This is a genomic window from Klebsiella michiganensis (assembly GCF_002925905.1).
GTDB lineage: Bacteria > Pseudomonadota > Gammaproteobacteria > Enterobacterales > Enterobacteriaceae > Klebsiella > Klebsiella michiganensis.
In genome coordinates, this window is record NZ_PRDB01000007.1 from 1 (window position 1) to 15,706 (window position 15,706).

The window sequence follows — 15,706 nt, forward strand, 5'->3', positions numbered from 1 at the left end:
CGCCTTTCACCGCTTCGATGCCGGTTGCCCCGGCATCAATGCCGATGGTGCCGTTTTCGTGGAATACCCAGTCAAAAATATAGTCGTAGTTGCCGACGGTGCTGATCCAGCGCACCACCAGCTCGCGGCGCTCGGTACTGACGTTTGGCTTGCCCATCTCCTGATGCTTATACTCCGGCCCGGCGTAGCGTTCGAAGATGGCGATTGCGCGCGGGATGGTCGTGGGCGTGCCGGTATAGTCGGCGATGGTTTCATCCAGCAGGACCGCGTTGGACGGCGCGTCCTTGCCGCGCACGATAGGCGATGTCAGGGTGCCCATGCCGTAGTCGCCGGAGTCCAGATAGGCTTTAAAATACCAACCCACGTCCGGGTCGCCGTAGGGCACGATCATCCCGCCCAGCGAACCTTCATACATCACCTGACGTTTCTTGCCGTTATCGTTATATGTCACGGTGGAGAGAATCGGCCCAACGCGGGAGTTCATGCGCAGGTGGAAATCCCAGTTTTGCCAGTGGATCATATCGCCGGTAATGGTGTAGTTTTTGCCCTCTGGCTCAATGATATCCAGCGGTTTAATCTTTGGCGCAACGCGGTCGCGACCATCATAGGGGCGGGCCGCCATCGGCACCGGGATCGTCGGCCCCTCTTCGATTTTGATGATCTTCTTCTGCTCAAGGTCGACCACTGCTACCAGGTTTTCAATCGGGTGTGCCCAGTAGTTACCGTCGCCAACGTCAAGATAGCTGACCACTTTCAGCAGCCGCGCGTCCTGCTTGAGGCCATCTTTGCCGTCGAAGTAGCCGACGGTTAGCGGGGTGGTAATCACCTTGCTCGGGTCGTCGATGCCGTGTTTTTTTAACACTTCGGCAAATTCGCTGCTGGCGTTGATGATGTTCTGCACGCTGGCGAAATCATCCAGCAGCACCATGCCGTGGGCGTCTTTAATCGGCGTCCATGAAAGCACTTTTTTATTCTGTAAATCCACCACCGCCTCAATAACGTGCTTGCCGTCGAGCATGATCACGTCGGCAGCGCGCGGGGCGTTGACCGGCGTACCGTTGAGGGCAAAATCCCACACCGCTTTTTTATCCGGCTCGCGCAGGGAGATCTCGGTGAATCGGGTATTGGGTTTGAAATCCGCCGCGGCTTTAACGATAGCGACCGCTGCGCTGATTTCCGCCGCTGACAGCGAGTTCAGCGGATGCGGACGTTTTTCCACCTGGAAGGTCTGGTCAAGACCGGACTGAAAAACGTCGTTAATAAAGGTGTCAGAAACCCACGCTTTGCCGTCTTTCATCACTACCGGCACCTGCAGCTCCAGGGTTTTACCATTGACGATGGCCGTTTTCGCCCCCGGTTTTACCTTTACGTAAGCGCCGTCTTTAATCAGGGTAAACATCTGCGCGTAGTCATCCCACTGAACGTCCGCGCCAAAATCCTGCAGGGTTTTGTCCATCGGGACCATATGGGCTTCGCCACCGTGGGCGAACGCCGGGCTTTGCCAGGCGCAAGACAGAGCGACAGCCAACGCCAGAGCCGTTTTGCGGGGAGAAAGAATCGCCATTGAGACCTCACCTTATTGTTGTGTTGTGCAGTGCCGCTGCGAATGTCGGCTTGTGTATCGTTAACCTAACAGCGGTCAGCGCCGGGGCGTTTGCCTGCTTATGCCAGGTTGTTTGTCAGTTTTGCCAGTTACAAAAAATGCCTCCGCAGAGGCATGAAGATGGCGATAAAGATGGGCGAATTTCTAATATTTACTCCGCAAAATCCCCCTGCTGGCGGGCCACCAGGGTCAGGATGGAGTAGAGCGCGACCGCCTGCTGGTGCTGGTTAAAAATCTCTACCGCCCACTCGACGACGCCGGTCGCTTTCTCCTCCGCGCTGCGCTGGCGTTTCATCGTTTTGCGTTTGCAGGTCAGGCGTACCTGGATGGTATCCCCCGGCTTCACCGGCTCGATAAAGCGCAGATTTTCCATTCCGTAGTTGGCGATCACCGGGCCGACCCCGGCGTCAACAAATAGCCCGGCAGCGGCGGAAATCAGGAAATAGCCGTGCACCACGCGCTCGCCGAAAATCGACTCCGCGGCGGCAATCTTATCCATATGAGCGTAAAAGTGATCGCCGCTCAGACAGGCGAAGTTGACGATATCCGCCTCGGCCAGGGTGCGGCGCGGCGTCAGCAGGCTGTCGCCCGGCTGGATCTCCTCGAAATATTTACGGAAAGGGTGAATGCGGTCTTCCACTACCTGCGCGCCGCGCACCCACTGCTGCCCAATGGCGGCGAGCATCGTCGGGCTGCCCTGAACCGCGGTGCGCTGCATATAGTGCTTCACCGCCCGCAGGCCGCCCAGCTCTTCGCCGCCGCCGGCGCGCCCCGGGCCGCCGTGTACCAGCTGCGGCAGCGGGGAGCCGTGGCCGGTGGACTCTGCGGAAGACTCTTCGTTCAGTATCTGAATACGCCCGTGGGCGCGGGCGGCGCCGAGAATAAACGCCCGCGCCAGTTCGCCGCTGGCGGTCACCAGGGTTCCGGCCAGGCTACCTTCGCCGGCCCGCGCCAGGGTCATGGCGTGCTCAACGTTCTGATACGGCATCAGGGTGGCGACGGGACCAAACGCTTCAATAGCGTGTACCGCCGGGGTCTCGTCCGGCTGCGGGCAGTACAGCAGCGTTGGCGGGAAGAAGGCGCCGGCGGCGCTGAAATCGGCCTGGCCCCCCAGCAGCACGTCACATCCAGCGGCCACCAGACGGTTGACGTTATCCTGCACGTCCTGACGCTGTTCGTGGTTGACCAGCGCGCCCATCTTCACGCCTTCCTGCGCCGGGTCGCCGACCACCACTTTTTGCAGGCGCGCAATCAGCGCGTCGCTCACCGCTTTCACCTGCGCCTGCGGCACGATAATACGCCGGATGGCGGTGCACTTTTGCCCGGCCTTCGCCGTCATCTCTCGTACCACTTCGCGAATAAATAGCGCGAACTCCGGCTGCGCCGGCGTGACGTCGTCACCGAGTACGCAGCAGTTCAGCGAATCCGCTTCCATGGTGAAGGGAATGGACTTCGCGACCAGGTTGGGATGCACCCGCAGCTGCTGTCCGGTACGGGCCGAGCCGGTAAAGGTGACAACGTCCTGGCTATCGAGATGGTCGAGCAGATCGCCCGCGCCGCCGCAGATCAGGCTGATTGCCCCCTCCGGCACCAGCCCACTATCAACAATCATTTTGACCATCGCCTGCGTCAGCTGCGCGGTGGCGGTAGCCGGTTTGACGATGGCGGGCATACCGGCAAGCCAGGTGGGCGCCAGCTTTTCCAGCATGCCCCAGCAGGGGAAGTTAAAGGCGTTGATATGCACCGCCACGCCGGATTTTGAGGTCAGCACGTGGCGGGCGGCGAAGCCTCCCTGTTTTGACAGCGGGATCGGCTCATCTTCCGGCCACAGGGTATCGTCCGGCAGCTCGCGGCTGCCGAGACCGGCGTAGGTGAAAAGAGTGCCAATGCCCCCTTCGATATCTACCCAGCTATCGGCGCGGGTGGCGCCGGTTTCGGCGGAGATCGCGTACAGCTCTGCCTTCTGCTCCAGCAAATATCTGGCGAGCGCCTTCAGCATCGCGCTGCGCTCAATAAAGCTCATCGCCCCCAGCGCTTTGCCGCCGCGCTCAATCGCGAAGCGTCGCGCCTGCGCCATATCCAGACCCGCGCTGGTGACTTCCCATAGCGCTTCGCCGCTGATGGCGTGATGGATGGTACGCGCGTGGCCCCGGCCGGTCTGCCACGCGCCGGACAAGTAGCTGGCTAACTGCTGCATGGTTTATCTCCAGATGTGTTACGTGAAATATCTATAAATAGTTCTTTGGTGAATCATAAAAATCAAGCTCACATTTAATAATTTATTAACATTGTGATCGGTGATGTTCTGCGTTATTCACTTAATACCCTGTTAATAAGGATTTTTACAAAAGCTTTTGCGGTCGCTATCACAAAAAGAACAAACAAAATTTGTGGTTTTATTTAACCTGAATGTAACTTTTATAAAACAAAGTGATTCGAAAATTATTTTTAATCGAATTTATTGGAATCATAAAGGTGATGACGTGACAGAAGAACAACGCTTTGACCAGCGCATCGCGCAGGAGACGGCCATCGAACCGCAGGACTGGATGCCGGAAGCCTACCGCAAAACGCTGATCCGCCAGATTGGTCAGCACGCGCACTCGGAAATCGTCGGCATGTTGCCGGAAGGCAACTGGATCACTCGCGCGCCGACCCTTAGGCGCAAAGCGATTCTGCTGGCGAAAGTGCAGGATGAAGCCGGGCATGGCCTGTACCTCTACAGCGCGGCGGAAACCCTCGGCTGCGCCCGCGAAGACCTGTATCAGAAGATGCTCGACGGCAAGATGAAGTACTCCTCCATTTTTAACTACCCGACCCTGAGCTGGGCGGATATCGGCGTGATTGGCTGGCTGGTGGACGGCGCGGCCATCGTCAATCAGGTGGCGCTGTGTCGCACCTCCTACGGACCCTACGCCCGGGCAATGGTCAAGATCTGCAAAGAGGAGAGCTTTCACCAGCGCCAGGGGTTTGAAGCCTGCATGGCGCTGGCGCAGGGCAGCGACGCGCAGCGGCAGATGCTGCAGGACGCCATCAACCGTTTCTGGTGGCCGGCGCTGATGATGTTCGGCCCGGGTGACGATAACTCGCCAAACAGCGCCCGCAGCATGGCGTGGAAAATCAAGCTCCACTCGAACGACGAACTGCGCCAGCGCTTTGTCGATAACACCATTCCGCAGGTGGAAATCCTCGGCATGACCGTACCCGACCCGGATTTGCGGCTGGATGAAACCAGCGGCCACTACCGCTTTGGCGCCATCGACTGGCACGAATTTAACGAAGTGATTGCCGGACGCGGGATCTGCAACCACGAACGCCTGGGCGCTAAACGCAAGGCATGGGAAGAGGGCGCGTGGGTGCGGGAAGCCGCGCTGGCGCATGCGCAAAAACAGCAGGCTCGCGACGCCGCGTAAGGAGAATGAAGATGAGCAAAAACTACTGGCCGTTATATGAAGTGTTCGTTCGCAGCAAACAGGGACTGTCGCACCGCCACGTCGGCAGTCTGCACGCCGCCGATGACCAGATGGCGCTGGAAAACGCCCGCGATGCCTATACCCGCCGCAGCGAAGGCTGTTCGATTTGGGTGGTGAAGGCCAGCGAAATCGTCGCCTCGCAGCCCGAAGAGCGCGGCGCATTTTTCGACCCGGCGGAGAGCAAAGTCTATCGTCATCCCACCTTCTACACCGTGCCCGACGGCATGGAACATATGTGAGGCCACGATGAAAAACGATAACCCCGTTGCCGCTTATGCTCTGCGCCTTGGCGATAACGGCCTGGTGCTGGCCCAGCGTCTGGGCGAGTGGTGCGGCCACGCGCCGGAGCTGGAGATCGATCTGGCGCTGGCCAATATCGGCCTCGACCTGCTGGGGCAGGCGCGCCATTTCCTCAGCTACGCCGCCGAACTGACCGGCAGCGGCGATGAAGATACCCTGGCCTTTGGCCGCGACGAGCGCCAGTTTTGCAATTTACTGCTGGCGGAGCAGCCAAACGGCAACTTCGCCGACACCCTCGCTCGCCAGTTTTTCATCGATGTCTGGCACGTGGCGCTGTTCGGCCGCCTGGTCGGCAGTCGCGATGCGCAGCTTGCCGCCATCGCCGCCAGGGCGCTGAAAGAGGTGCGCTACCACCAGCGCTTTAGCCGCGGCTGGCTGGAGCGTCTGGGCAACGGCACGGCGCTTTCCGCCCAGAGAATGCAGAGCGCGGTGGATAACCTGTGGCGCTTTACCGGCGAGCTGTTCCAGGCCGATGAGCTGGAAATTGAGCTGAGTGCGCAGGGCATCGCCGTCGACCCCCGCGAACTGCAGGCCGAATGGCAGAACGCGGTGCACACGGCGCTGATCGACGCCGGTTTGCAGATCCCGCAAGAAGCGGCTTTCCGCAGCGGCGGTAAGCAGGGGCTGCACAGCGAACATCTCGGGCCGCTGCTGGCGGAGATGCAGTATTTACAGCGCGCCTATCCCGGCCAGCAGTGGTAGCAGGGGGGAATTATGCAACGTCTTGTTGATATCGCGCCCCCGGAGGTCCACGCCGTCTGGGATCTGTTAGGCGCCATTGCCGATCCGGAAGTGCCGGTGCTGACCATTACCGACCTCGGCCTGGTGCGCAGCGTGGAGCGCCGCGGCGATGGCTGGGTGATTGGCTTCACGCCAACCTATTCGGGCTGCCCGGCCACCGAACATCTGCTGGGAGAAATCCGCGCGGCAATGACGGAAAACGGCTACGCGCCGGTGCATATCGTGCTGCAGCTTGACCCGCCGTGGACCACCGACTGGATGGGGCCGGACGCGCGTGAACGCCTGCGCCAGTACGGCATCAGTCCGCCGCAGGGCCATGCCTGCCATGCCCACATGCCGGAGGACGTGGTCTGCCCGCGCTGCGGCAGCCGCCACACCTCGCTGATTAGCGAATTCGGTTCCACGGCCTGCAAAGCGCTGTATCGCTGCGACAGCTGCCGGGAACCCTTTGATTACTTTAAATGTATTTGAGGTTGCGATGACGACATTTCATTCGCTTACCGTGGCGAAAGTGGAGCCGGAAACCCGCGATGCGGTCACCATCACCTTTGCCATTCCCGACGCGCTGCGTAATGCATACGCCTTCCGTCCGGGCCAGCATCTGACCCTGAAAGCGCGCCTTGGCGGGGAAGAGCTCAGGCGCTGCTACTCCATTTGCCGCAGCCGCTCGCCGGGTGAAATCAGCGTGGCGGTGAAGGCCATCGCCGGCGGGCGCTTCTCGCGCTATGCCCAGAGCGACATTCAGCAAGGCATGGCGCTGGACGTGATGGTGCCGCAGGGACATTTCGGCTACCAGCCGCAGGCCGGGCGTTGCGCTGACTACCTGGCGATTGCCGCCGGCTCCGGCATTACGCCGATGATGGCGATTATCGACGCCACCCTCGCCACCGAAGTCGACAGCCGCTTCACGCTGGTTTACGGCAACCGCAGCAGCCACAGCATGATGTTCCGTCAGGCGCTGGCCGACCTGAAAGACCGCTATCCGCAGCGTCTGCAGGTGGTACACCTGTTCAGCCAGGAGTCGATGGACAGCGATCTGCTGCAGGGGCGCATCAACGGCGACAAGCTGCGCGAACTGGCCGCCCATCTGCTGGACTTCAGCCGCTTCGAGCACGCCTTTATCTGCGGCCCGGCGGCGATGATGGATGAAGCGGAGATCGCCCTGCGCGAGCTGGGCATACCGGAGGACGCGATTCATCTGGAACGTTTTAATACCCCGGACAGCCGCGCCAGGCGGGCTACCGGCGTCCAGGCGGAGGGCCGCGCGGTCACGATTCGTCAGGACGGCCGCGACCGAATCATTGCCCTGAGCGCGGAGGATGACAGCATTCTTGACGCCGCGCTGCGCCAGGGGGCGGACCTGCCGTTTGCCTGCAAGGGGGGCGTCTGCGCCACCTGTAAATGCAAAGTGCTGCGCGGCGAGGTGGCGATGGCCGCTAACTACAGCCTTGAAGCCGACGAACTGGCGGCGGGCTACGTGCTGAGCTGTCAGGCGCTGCCCACCAGCGACGATGTGGTTGTCGACTTTGACGCGCGGGGGATGGCATGAGCGAACTGTTCATTGCTCGTCACGCGCGCGTACTGCAGCTGACGCTAAATCGCCCGCAGGCGCGCAACGCTTTGAATAACGCGCTGCTGACGCAGATCGCCGACGTGCTCGACGCGGCGGCGCTGGACCCGTCGGTCGGCGTCTGCGTCATCAGCGGTAACGAACGCTTCTTTGCCGCAGGGGCTGACCTGAACGAAATGGCGGAAAAAGATCTGCCCGCCACGCTCGATGATATTCGCCCGCGGCTGTGGGCGCGTATCGACGCCTTCAGTAAACCGCTGATCGCTTCGGTTAACGGCTATGCCCTCGGCGCCGGATGCGAGCTGGCGCTGCTCTGCGATCTGATTGTCGCCGGCGATAACGCCCGCTTCGGCCTGCCGGAAATCACCCTCGGCATGATGCCGGGCGCGGGCGGGACCCAGCGCCTGATCCGCTCCGTCGGTAAGGCGCTGGCCAGCCGGATGGTCTTGAGCGGCGAAAGCATTGATGCCCATCAGGCGCAGCGGGCGGGGCTGGTATGCGAGGTTTATCCGCCAGCGCTCACCGATGAATACGCGCTCGGCCTGGCGGCAACCGTGGCTCGCCACTCGCCGCTGGCGCTGCGCGCGGCTAAGCAGGCTTTGCGGCTGTCGCAGGAGGTGAGCCTGCAGGCCGGGCTTCAGCAGGAGCGCCAGCTGTTTACTTTGCTGAGCGCGACCGAAGATCGCCGCGAAGGCATCGACGCCTTTTTACATAAACGTACTGCGGAATTTAAAGGACGCTAATCGTGGAAGCTTTCATTCTCAGCGAAGTGGAACAGGGCGTGATGACGATTACCCTTAATCGCCCGGACCGTCTGAACAGTTTTAACGACCTGATGCACCAGCAGCTGGCGGCGTGCCTGAAACAGGCCGAACGCGACGACAGCATACGCTGCCTGCTGGTGACCGGCGCGGGGCGCGGTTTTTGCGCCGGGCAGGATTTAAATGACCGTAACGTCGACCCCAGCGGGCCGGCTCCGGATCTCGGGCTCTCGGTTGAGCGTTTCTACAACCCCCTGGTGCGCCGTCTGGCGGCGCTGCCGAAACCGGTGATTTGCGCGGTGAACGGCGTCGCGGCGGGCGCGGGGGCTACGCTGGCGATGGGCTGCGATATCGTGCTGGCGGCGCGTTCAGCGAAGTTCGTTATGGCGTTCAGCAAGCTTGGTCTGGTGCCGGACTGCGGCGGCAGCTGGTTTCTGCCGCGCGTGGCGGGGCGCGCGCGCGCGATGGGGCTGGCGCTGCTGGGCGATAGCCTGAGCGCGGAGCAGGCGGCGCAGTGGGGGATGATCTGGCAGGTGGTGGATGACGCCGAGCTGAAAGACACCAGCCTGGCGCTGGCCCGGCACCTGGCCGCCCAGCCGACCTATGGCCTCGGGCTGATTAAAAACGCGCTGCGGCTGGCGGAAACCCAGACCCTGGACCAGCAGCTTGACCTGGAGCGCGACTACCAGCGCCTGGCCGGACGCAGCGCCGACTATCGCGAAGGCGTCAGCGCTTTTCTGGCGAAGCGTCCACCTCACTTCAGCGGGAAATAGCCGATGAGCACAACGTTACCTACCGTCGCGGTGATAGGCAGCGGCACCATGGGCGCCGGCATTGCCGAAGTGGCCGCCGCCGCCGGGCATCCGGTACTGATTTACGACATCGCCCCTGAGGCGGTGGTTCGCGCCATCGACGGGATTCGCCAGCGGCTGGCCTCCCGCGTCAGCCGCGGCAAGCTGGCGGCGGAAAAGGCCGGGGCGCTGCTGTCGCGTCTGGCACCGGCTGAGGATCTGAGCGCTTTAGCCCGTGCGGAGTTGGTTATTGAGGCTGCCTCCGAGCGCCTGGACGTGAAAAAAGCGCTGTTCAGACAGCTGGCCGAAATCTGCTCCCCGTCAACGCTGCTGGTCAGCAACACGTCGTCGATATCGATCACCGCCATCGCCGCGGGAATAAAACACCCGGAGCGGGTCGCCGGGCTGCACTTCTTTAACCCGGCCCCGGTAATGAAGCTGGTGGAAGTGGTCAGCGGCCTGGCCACCTCGGCGGAAGTCGTTGAACAACTCTGCCAGCGGGTCAGCGACTGGGGAAAACAGCCGGTTCGCTGCCGCTCTACGCCCGGCTTTATCGTCAACCGCGTGGCGCGACCTTTTTATGCCGAAGCGTGGCGAGCGCTGGAGGAGCAGGTCGCCGCGCCGGAGGTGATTGATGCCGCCCTGCGCGACGGCGGCGGTTTTCCCATGGGGCCGCTGGCGCTGACCGACCTGATTGGCCAGGACGTCAACTTTGCGGTGACCTGTTCGGTATTTAACGCCTTCTGGCAGGACCGCCGCTATCTGCCGTCGCTGCTGCAGCAGGAGCTGGCGCTGGCCGGACGGCTGGGTAAAAAGAGCGGGCAGGGGGTCTACTGCTGGCCTGGCGAAGCGCAGCCTGAGCTGGCGCTGGCCGCCGTATCGGCAGAACGCGCAGCAAAGCGCATAAAACGTGACGTTGTCACCGAGCTGGACGAGGTGCTGCTGCTGGAAACGACCGGTGAAACCGCCCTGGCGTTAAGCCTTCAGCACGGCCGCCCGGTGGTGGTCTACGACCATAGCGCAGGCGATACGGTGGTGCTGGCCAGCGCGGAAACCACCTCTCAGGCGGCGATCGATAAAGCGACTTTCTATTTTCAGCAGCAGGGCAAAAAGGTGCTGCAGATCGCCGACTATCCCGGCCTGCTGGTGTGGCGGACGGTGGCGATGCTGATTAACGAAGCGCTGGACGCGCTGCAGAAGGGCGTCGCCAGCGCGGAGGATATCGATACCGCCATGCGTCTGGGCGTCAACTACCCGCGCGGCCCGCTGGTGTGGGGTGAATCACTTGGCTGGGGCCGGGTGCTGCGGCTGCTGGAAAACCTGCAGCAGCACTACGGCGAAGAGCGCTATCGCCCCTGTTCCCTGCTGCGCCAGAAGGCGCTGATGGAGAGACATCATGAGCAATGAAGCCTGGCATAACGCCCGCGCGATGTACGAGAACGATAACTGTGCGAAAGCGCTGGGAATTGAAATTATCGAGATGGACCAGGGCTACGCGCAGATGACCATGGCGATCACCCCGAACATGCTCAACGGCCACCATACCTGCCACGGCGGACAGCTGTTTTCGCTCGCCGATACCGCATTCGCCTACGCCTGCAACAGCCAGGGGCTGGCGGCGGTCGCGTCGGCGGCGAGCATCGATTTTCTGCGTCCGGCCTTTGTCGGCGAGCTGCTGACCGCGACGGCGAGAGTTAAGCATCAGGGCAAGCTGACCGGGGTCTATGACATAGAAATTGTTAACCAACAGCAAAAAGTTGTCGCTCTGTTCCGCGGTAAATCGCACCGCATCGGCGGCACAATCACAGGAGAAGTCTGATGCGCGACGCCTTTATTTGTGACGGGATCCGCACGCCGATTGGCCGCTACGGCGGGGCGCTGGCCAGCGTGCGCGCCGACGACCTCGCCGCCATCCCGCTGCGCGAACTGCTGAGCCGTAACCCGAAGTTCGATCCGGCATCGATTGATGATGTGATTCTCGGCTGCGCCAACCAGGCCGGCGAAGACAACCGCAACGTGGCCCATATGGCGACGCTGCTGGCGGGCTATCCGCACACCGTACCCGGCACCACCATTAACCGTCTGTGCGGCTCCGGTCTCGACGCTATCGGCTTCGCCGCACGCGCCATCAAAGCCGGAGAGGCGGATCTGATGATCGCCGGCGGCGTCGAGTCCATGTCGCGCGCACCGTTTGTGATGGCCAAAGCCAGCGCCCCCTGGCAGCGCCAGGCCGAGCTGTTTGATACCACCATCGGCTGGCGTTTTGTGAACCCGCTCATGCAGCAGCGATTTGGCACTGACAGCATGCCGGAAACGGCGGAGAATGTAGCTGAATTGTTAAATATCAGCCGCGCCGATCAGGACGCTTTCGCTTTCCGCAGCCAGCAGCGGACGGCTCAGGCCCAGCGCGACGGCATTCTGGCGCAGGAGATCGTACCGGTAAACGTTGTCGACAGGAAAGGAGCGGTAAACGTCGTGCGCGACGACGAGCATCCGCGGGCGGACACCACCATTGAACAGCTTTCGCGGCTAAAAACGCCGTTCCGTCAGGGTGGCGTAGTGACCGCGGGTAATGCCTCCGGCGTCAACGACGGCGCCGCGGCGCTGATTATCGCCAGCTCGCAGCAGGCCATCGTCCAGGGGCTGACGCCGCGGGCGCGTATTGTGGCGATGGCGACGGCGGGCGTCGAGCCGAAGCTGATGGGGCTTGGACCGGTACCGGCGGTACGTAAAGCGCTGGAGCGCGCCGGGCCGAGTATAAACGATATGGATCTGATTGAGCTGAATGAAGCCTTCGCCGCCCAGGCGCTGGGCGTGCTCAGACAGCTGGGGCTGGAGGATGATGCCCCGCATGTTAACCCCAACGGCGGCACCATCGCCTTAGGCCATCCGTTGGGAATGAGCGGCGCCCGGCTGGCATTAAGCGCCAGCCTGGAGCTGCAGCGCCGCGGCGGGCGCTATGCGCTGTGTACGATGTGTATTGGCGTGGGTCAGGGCATTGCCATGATCCTTGAGCGAGTGTGAGCGAATCTACCTGCGAGTACCCTACAAAATGACAACGATAACTCAATTAGACCCGATTGAAACCGCATCGCGCGACGAGCTACAGGCCCTGCAAACCCAGCGTCTGAAGTGGACCCTTAAGCATGCGTATGAGAACGTGCCGATGTATCGCCGTAAATTTGACGCGGCGGGCATTCATCCTGACGATTTTCACGAACTGAGCGATCTGAGCAAGTTTCCCTGCACCACCAAGCAGGATCTGCGCGACAACTACCCCTTTGATACCTTTGCGGTGCCGATGGAGCAGGTGGTGCGTATCCACGCGTCTTCGGGCACCACCGGCAAGCCGACGGTGGTGGGCTATACGCAAAACGATATTGATAACTGGGCCAATATTGTCGCCCGCTCCCTGCGCGCGGCGGGCGGGACGGCAAAAGACAAGATTCATGTTGCCTACGGCTATGGTCTGTTTACCGGCGGGCTGGGTGCCCACTACGGCGCGGAGCGTTTAGGCGCGACGGTCATTCCCATGTCCGGCGGGCAGACTGAAAAACAGGCGCAGCTGATCCGCGATTTTAAGCCGGATATGATTATGGTGACGCCGTCCTATTGCCTGAACCTGATTGAAGAGCTGGAGCGCCAGATGGGCGGCGACGCCAGCGGCTGCTCCCTGCGGGTGGGCGTGTTCGGCGCGGAGCCGTGGACCCATGCGATGCGGGCGGAAATCGAGCGTCGTCTGGGGATTTCGGCGCTGGATATCTATGGCCTGTCGGAGGTGATGGGGCCGGGGGTGGCGATGGAGTGTCTGGAAACCGCCGACGGTCCGACGATCTGGGAGGATCACTTCTACCCTGAAGTGGTGAATCCGGACACCGGTACGCCGCTGGCGGACGGCGAACACGGCGAGCTGCTGTTCACCACCCTGACCAAAGAAGCGCTGCCGGTGATCCGCTACCGCACCCGCGACCTGACGCGACTGCTGCCGGGCACCGCCCGCACCATGCGCCGGATGGATCGCATCAGCGGGCGCAGCGACGATATGCTGATTATCCGCGGCGTGAACGTCTTCCCGTCGCAGCTGGAAGAGGAGATCCTCAAGTTCGAACATCTGGCGCCGCACTATCAGCTGGAAGTCAACCGCCGGGGCCATCTTGATTCACTTTCGGTGCGCGTGGAGCTAAAAGAGAGCGGTCTGGCGCTGAACCACGAGCAGCGCTGTCAGATTTGCCACCAGCTGCGCCACCGGATCAAGTCGATGGTGGGGATTTCGACCGATATCAGCATTGTTAACTGCGGCAGCATTCCGCGCTCCGAGGGTAAGGCCTGCCGCGTGTTCGATCTGCGCAAGGTGGCTGCTAACGGATAACGCATTCTCCCGGAGGCGGCGCATTGCGCCTGTCCGGGCTACCCGATGCCGCAACTCCCGTAGCCTGGACAGTGGTAGCCCGGGTAAGGCGTTTACGCCGCGACCCGGGGAATGTGCCGGGGCTGATGTATCAGCTCGGCCTGTTCCCGGCTCGCGCTGCGCTTAGCCGGGCTACGAATTCACCGCCGTCTGCGGGGCGGTAGCCCGGGTAAGGCGTTTACGCCGCGACCCGGGGAGTGTGCCGGGGCTGATGTATCAGCTCTGCCTCTTCCCGGCTCGCGCTGCGCTTAGCCGGGCTACGTATTCACCGTCGTCTGCGGTCCGGTAGCCCGGGTAAGGCGTTTACGCCGCGACCCGGGGAGTGTGCCGGGGTTGATGTATCAGCTCAGCTTCTTCCCGGCTCGCGCTGCGCTTAGCCGGGCTACAAATTCACCGTCTTCTGTGGGCCGGTAGCCCGGGTAAGGCGTTTACGCCGCGACCCGGGGAGTGTGCCGGGGCTGATGTATCAGCTCGGCCTCTTCCCGGCTCGCGCTGCGCTTAGCCGGGCTACGTGTTCACCGTCGTCTGCGGGCCGGTAGCGGTAGCCCGGGTAAGGCGTTTACGCCGCGACCCGGGGAGTGTGCCGGGGTTGATGTATCAGCTCAGTTTCTTCCCGGCTCGCGCTGCGCTTAGCCGGGCTACGAATTCACCGCCGTCTGCGGGGCGGTAGCCCGGGTAAGGCGTTTACGCCGCGACCCGGGGAGTGTGCCGGGGCTGATGTATCAGCTCTGCCTCTTCCCGGCTCGCGCTGCGCTTAGCCGGGCTACGTATTCACCGTCGTCTGCGGTCCGGTAGCCCGGGTAAGGCGTTTACGCCGCGACCCGGGGAGTGTGCCGGGGTTGATGTATCAGCTCAGCTTCTTCCCGGCTCGCGCTGCGCTTAGCCGGGCTACAAATTCACCGTCTTCTGTGGGCCGGTAGCCCGGGTAAGGCGTTTACGCCGCGACCCGGGGAGTGTGCCGGGGTTGATGTATCAGCTCGGCCTGTTCCCGGCTCGCGCTGCGCTTAGCCGGGCTACGTATTCACCGTCGTCTGCGGGCCGGTCGCCCGGACAGGTGCGCCAGCACCGCCTCCGGGATTTCCTGTGCTATGATTCAAAAAGGACAAAAATCACAACAGAATGAATCAGATGAGTAAACTCGACACCTTTATTCAACAGGCCGTCGCCGCGATGCCCATTAGCGGGACCTCGCTTATTGCTTCTTTATACGGCGACGCCTTGCTCCAGCGCGGCGGAGAGGTCTGGCTCGGCAGCGTGGCGGCGCTGCTGGAAGGGCTCGGATTCGGCGAACGATTCGTGCGTACCGCGCTGTTCCGCCTGAATAAAGAAGAGTGGCTCGATGTGGTGCGCATTGGCCGCCGCAGCTTCTACCGCCTCAGCGACAAAGGCCTGCGCCTGACCCGCCGGGCGGAGCATAAAATCTATCGCGCCAGCGCCCCGGAGTGGGACGGTACCTGGCTACTGCTGCTGTCGGAAGGGCTGGAGAAGAGCACTCTGGCGGAAGTCAAAAAACAGCTGCTGTGGCAGGGATTTGGCGCGCTGGCGCCGAGCCTGCTGGCTTCGCCATCGCAGAAGCTGGCGGACGTGCAATCTCTGCTGCACGAAGCGGGCGTAGCGGAAAACGTTATCTGCTTCGAAGCGCATTCCCCGCTGGCGCTCTCCCGGGCGGCGCTGCGCGCTCGCGTTGAAGAGTGCTGGCATCTTACCGAGCAGAACGCGATGTATGAAACGTTTATCGCCCTGTTTCGACCGCTGCTGCCGCTGCTTCGCGACTGCGAGCCCGCGGAGCTGACGCCTGAACGCTGCTTTCAAATTCAGCTCCTGCTGATTCACTTCTATCGCCGGGTGGTGCTGAAAGATCCGCTGCTGCCCGAAGAACTGCTCCCCGCGCACTGGGCCGGACAAACCGCGCGCCAGCTGTGCATCAATATTTATCAACGCGTTGCGCCCGGCGCGCTGGCGTTTGTCGGCGAGAAGGGCGAAAGCTCGGTGGGGGAACTTCCCGCGCCGGGGCCGCTCTATTTCCAGCGCTTCGGCGGGCTGTCGGGCGTATAAGGAG

At 62.2% G+C, this 15,706-nt stretch carries 14 protein-coding genes; 12 read left to right on the forward strand and 2 right to left on the reverse strand.

Going from position 1 to position 15,706, the window contains the following annotated elements; genetic code table 11:
• A partial coding sequence (locus CDA56_RS16155) for a copper amine oxidase (RefSeq protein ID WP_104011380.1) occupies positions 1-1,564 on the reverse strand: 1,564 nt, incomplete at its 3' end.
• Positions 1,565-1,754: 190 nt separating this feature from the next.
• Positions 1,755-3,800, reverse strand: a complete 2,046-nt coding sequence (paaZ, locus tag CDA56_RS16160; RefSeq protein ID WP_102803560.1) for a phenylacetic acid degradation bifunctional protein PaaZ — start codon at positions 3,798-3,800, stop codon at positions 1,755-1,757.
• A gap of 286 nt (positions 3,801-4,086) precedes the next feature.
• Here paaZ and paaA point away from each other — a divergent pair, with 286 nt between their 5' ends.
• The 12 genes from paaA (at position 4,087) to paaX (ending at position 15,702) form a co-directional block, all read left to right on the forward strand.
• Entirely contained in the window at positions 4,087-5,016 is a 930-nt protein-coding gene (gene paaA, locus CDA56_RS16165; protein WP_025107926.1) for a 1,2-phenylacetyl-CoA epoxidase subunit PaaA, read from the forward strand.
• A gap of 11 nt (positions 5,017-5,027) precedes the next feature.
• On the forward strand, positions 5,028-5,315 hold the full coding sequence (gene paaB, locus CDA56_RS16170; protein WP_004850493.1) for a 1,2-phenylacetyl-CoA epoxidase subunit PaaB: 288 nt from the start codon (positions 5,028-5,030) through the stop codon (positions 5,313-5,315).
• 7 nt (positions 5,316-5,322) lie between these two features.
• Positions 5,323-6,078, forward strand: a complete 756-nt coding sequence (gene paaC, locus CDA56_RS16175; RefSeq protein WP_046877270.1) for a 1,2-phenylacetyl-CoA epoxidase subunit PaaC — start codon at positions 5,323-5,325, stop codon at positions 6,076-6,078.
• A gap of 12 nt (positions 6,079-6,090) precedes the next feature.
• Positions 6,091-6,588 (forward strand): 1,2-phenylacetyl-CoA epoxidase subunit PaaD, encoded by a 498-nt coding sequence (gene paaD / locus CDA56_RS16180; protein WP_014229182.1) that lies wholly within the window; start codon positions 6,091-6,093, stop codon positions 6,586-6,588.
• A gap of 7 nt (positions 6,589-6,595) precedes the next feature.
• Complete coding sequence (gene paaE / locus CDA56_RS16185) at positions 6,596-7,666, forward strand: 1,2-phenylacetyl-CoA epoxidase subunit PaaE (protein WP_102803559.1); 1,071 nt, start codon at positions 6,596-6,598, stop codon at positions 7,664-7,666.
• The gene (gene paaF / locus CDA56_RS16190) at positions 7,663-8,430 is read left to right on the forward strand and encodes a 2,3-dehydroadipyl-CoA hydratase PaaF (RefSeq protein WP_025107923.1); all 768 of its coding nucleotides are present in this window, start codon (positions 7,663-7,665) and stop codon (positions 8,428-8,430) included. The genes paaE and paaF overlap by 4 nt, the downstream gene beginning before the upstream one ends.
• A 2-nt stretch (positions 8,431-8,432) precedes the next feature.
• Positions 8,433-9,221 carry a 2-(1,2-epoxy-1,2-dihydrophenyl)acetyl-CoA isomerase PaaG gene (paaG, locus tag CDA56_RS16195; RefSeq protein ID WP_025107922.1) on the forward strand — a complete coding sequence of 263 codons (789 nt, stop codon included), beginning with the start codon at positions 8,433-8,435 and terminating at the stop codon, positions 9,219-9,221.
• Positions 9,222-9,224: 3 nt separating this feature from the next.
• Positions 9,225-10,646, forward strand: coding sequence for a 3-hydroxyacyl-CoA dehydrogenase (locus CDA56_RS16200; RefSeq protein WP_102803557.1), 1,422 nt, complete (start codon positions 9,225-9,227; stop codon positions 10,644-10,646).
• Complete coding sequence (gene paaI / locus CDA56_RS16205) at positions 10,636-11,058, forward strand: hydroxyphenylacetyl-CoA thioesterase PaaI (protein WP_025107920.1); 423 nt, start codon at positions 10,636-10,638, stop codon at positions 11,056-11,058. The genes CDA56_RS16200 and paaI overlap by 11 nt, the downstream gene beginning before the upstream one ends.
• The gene (pcaF, locus tag CDA56_RS16210; RefSeq protein WP_103814214.1) at positions 11,058-12,263 is read left to right on the forward strand and encodes a 3-oxoadipyl-CoA thiolase; all 1,206 of its coding nucleotides are present in this window, start codon (positions 11,058-11,060) and stop codon (positions 12,261-12,263) included. The genes paaI and pcaF overlap by 1 nt, the downstream gene beginning before the upstream one ends.
• A 28-nt stretch (positions 12,264-12,291) precedes the next feature.
• Positions 12,292-13,608, forward strand: a complete 1,317-nt coding sequence (gene paaK / locus CDA56_RS16215) for a phenylacetate--CoA ligase PaaK (protein WP_004850513.1) — start codon at positions 12,292-12,294, stop codon at positions 13,606-13,608.
• Positions 13,609-14,775: 1,167 nt separating this feature from the next.
• Entirely contained in the window at positions 14,776-15,702 is a 927-nt protein-coding gene (paaX, locus tag CDA56_RS16220) for a phenylacetic acid degradation operon negative regulatory protein PaaX (RefSeq protein ID WP_165795106.1), read from the forward strand.
• The last annotated feature ends 4 nt before the right edge of the window (positions 15,703-15,706 follow it).

What these genes read in the sequence shown, in the direction of transcription:
- pcaF (WP_103814214.1), top strand. Translation starts at nt 11,058, where the DNA reads ATGCGCGACGCCTTTATTTGTGACGGGATCCGCACGCCGATTGGCCGC.
- paaD (WP_014229182.1), top strand. Translation starts at nt 6,091, where the DNA reads ATGCAACGTCTTGTTGATATCGCGCCCCCGGAGGTCCACGCCGTCTGG.
- paaB (WP_004850493.1), top strand. Translation starts at nt 5,028, where the DNA reads ATGAGCAAAAACTACTGGCCGTTATATGAAGTGTTCGTTCGCAGCAAA.
- paaE (WP_102803559.1), top strand. Translation starts at nt 6,596, where the DNA reads ATGACGACATTTCATTCGCTTACCGTGGCGAAAGTGGAGCCGGAAACC.
- paaI (WP_025107920.1), top strand. Translation starts at nt 10,636, where the DNA reads ATGAGCAATGAAGCCTGGCATAACGCCCGCGCGATGTACGAGAACGAT.
- CDA56_RS16200 (WP_102803557.1), top strand. Translation starts at nt 9,225, where the DNA reads ATGAGCACAACGTTACCTACCGTCGCGGTGATAGGCAGCGGCACCATG.
- paaZ (WP_102803560.1), bottom strand. Translation starts at nt 3,800, where the DNA reads ATGCAGCAGTTAGCCAGCTACTTGTCCGGCGCGTGGCAGACCGGCCGG.
- paaK (WP_004850513.1), top strand. Translation starts at nt 12,292, where the DNA reads ATGACAACGATAACTCAATTAGACCCGATTGAAACCGCATCGCGCGAC.
- paaX (WP_165795106.1), top strand. Translation starts at nt 14,776, where the DNA reads ATGAGTAAACTCGACACCTTTATTCAACAGGCCGTCGCCGCGATGCCC.
- paaC (WP_046877270.1), top strand. Translation starts at nt 5,323, where the DNA reads ATGAAAAACGATAACCCCGTTGCCGCTTATGCTCTGCGCCTTGGCGAT.
- paaF (WP_025107923.1), top strand. Translation starts at nt 7,663, where the DNA reads ATGAGCGAACTGTTCATTGCTCGTCACGCGCGCGTACTGCAGCTGACG.